The organism is Endozoicomonas sp. SESOKO4 (assembly GCF_024606275.1).
This window is the reverse complement of the sequence record NZ_JAHHPS010000309.1, coordinates 1-1,913: the sequence shown is the minus strand read 5'-3', so window position 1 is coordinate 1,913 and position 1,913 is coordinate 1. Positions and strand designations below refer to the sequence as shown.

Below are 1,913 nucleotides of genomic sequence, written 5' to 3'. Positions count from 1 at the left end.
TACCGGAACAGCCATAAGCAATTAACAGCCATGAGCGAATAGAAGTCGCTTCCTCGCCTGCTATGGCAATCACTGTGCACGGTAATAAAAGTACTCAGCTCCAAGGTAACAGAATGACACATGCCCGCCCCAATGCCATAAGCCTTGCAGTGGCTATTGCCATCAGCACTTCCATCATTAGTACAGAGGCACTGGCCGGTTTCAGGCTGGAGACAAAATCTGTCGATATTCCGGTCAATGGACATGTGGAGTTTACCCAGAGCGAGATCATAGTTCAGCCAACTTTAGGTGATGATCTGCAGCCAATACCCAAATCCATTACCACCACCTACCCTGACCAGACTCAAGTCAGAGCAGACTATCACGTTCCTTCTGAAGGCTTCACAGACGCGCTTTCTGGCATCGGTGTTGGCGTTTCCAGTGTTGATCTGTTTGAAACAGACGAGAATGATGTTGCTCAGAAGTACACCAAAGTCCTCAAGGTCGGTAATGAGGGAGTCTTCAGATTCACCCATAACCTTGCAGAAAAGAAACTGGTCATTGAAGTCAGAGAAGGAATGACGAGTCAGGATTCAATAAAGGCTGTTCGTCATCAATCAGGTGACATCGAACCATTGGAACCGTTAACGAAAATCGCCAGCCCCAAACGGCTGGTCGGAGTACTGAAAGGAGCCAATGAAAGAGCAGGAAGCCTTGGCGAAGTTGATCGCTATGTCGCCCTTGCCACCATTAAAGTAGACAAAATTGAAGTGAACGGGCGCACCTTTATGCTTCTTATGACTACAGGCGATCAGACTCCTGAACTGCAACGTCTGGGTCAATCGCTCTTCATCAATGATGAAGTGCTTTTGGCAGCAGCCACCTCTGCCTACACCCAGGTTCATGTTCTGGAGGAAGGTTTACAACAGAAAGCCCTGAATGATCTGTTGTCATACTATAAACCTGTCAGCTATGTTGAACACATCGAGGGTGAGACACAGACTTATCCTGTGCCTGCGGGTTATCCAAAACTGGAAGTGACCGGGGCTACGGGAGAAGCTATTGTTTTCCATCATCTGAAACAGAATCCGACCGACCTCGCTTTTGTGGAAGGCCTCTATAAACTCCTGGTAAAAGATTTCGCTAATAACCCCATTCCTTCAACAACCACACAGGTAAAAAAAGATAAGGTCAAAGGCTACCAGTACGTCATTCGAAACAGGCAAATGGAACTGCTGGAGGAGTTAGCTGTACAGCAAGATGCTCTACTTAGCAAAGCTAAACTGATTACGCTGACATACTATGAATCTATCCAGCAGGCATTAACCAGCGCTACTCCAGACAAAGCCGATGAATTTGAATTCACAACAGCACACATCAGATTGGCTTTATCAGTTGCCACGCCAACCTGGATGCATTCTCAACTGGTAAAATACTTCGGTTTCAAACCCGTCATTAAAAATTTTCTGACCAGTCAGCTCTTTATTCAGAATATTCAGCAAGTGGTAGCCGTTCTAAGCGGTATCAACGAAGCGCAGATCGATGCTCTTGGGGAGAACAAAAAGTTTGCTTCCAAAGTCACGGGCGACATGGCCGGACAGCTGATTGAGATAGAAAGCGAGCTGAAAGAGCAGCAACAGACAACAGAACTCAAACTCGTCCAGCTCAGAAAGGAGATGAAACTCTTAACGGAGACAATTGTTGATAGTCACCAGAAAATATACAGATCACTTCAGCTCAGGCAACGAGTTGAGAATGAGTTTCTACAGACTCTTAAAGTGATGGCAGGACTGCAACAGCTGTCACATAAACTTCAGCAGGAAGTCGAAGGCATTCCAAGGCTGGAACAACAAGTTCTTGATGCCAGAGCAGATGCCACAATAGCTCGCAACATTCAAATGGCGGCGGAGCTTGGTATTGACAACTGGGATGAT

Annotated in this window: 1 protein-coding gene; it reads left to right on the top strand. The window is 46.5% G+C overall.

Features of this window, described 5'->3' with window-relative positions; all coding sequences use genetic code 11:
- Window positions 1-113: 113 nt before the first annotated feature.
- Window positions 114-1,913 (top strand): hypothetical protein (locus KDK16_RS05875; protein ID WP_257275139.1); only part of this gene is annotated, 1,800 nt, incomplete at its 3' end.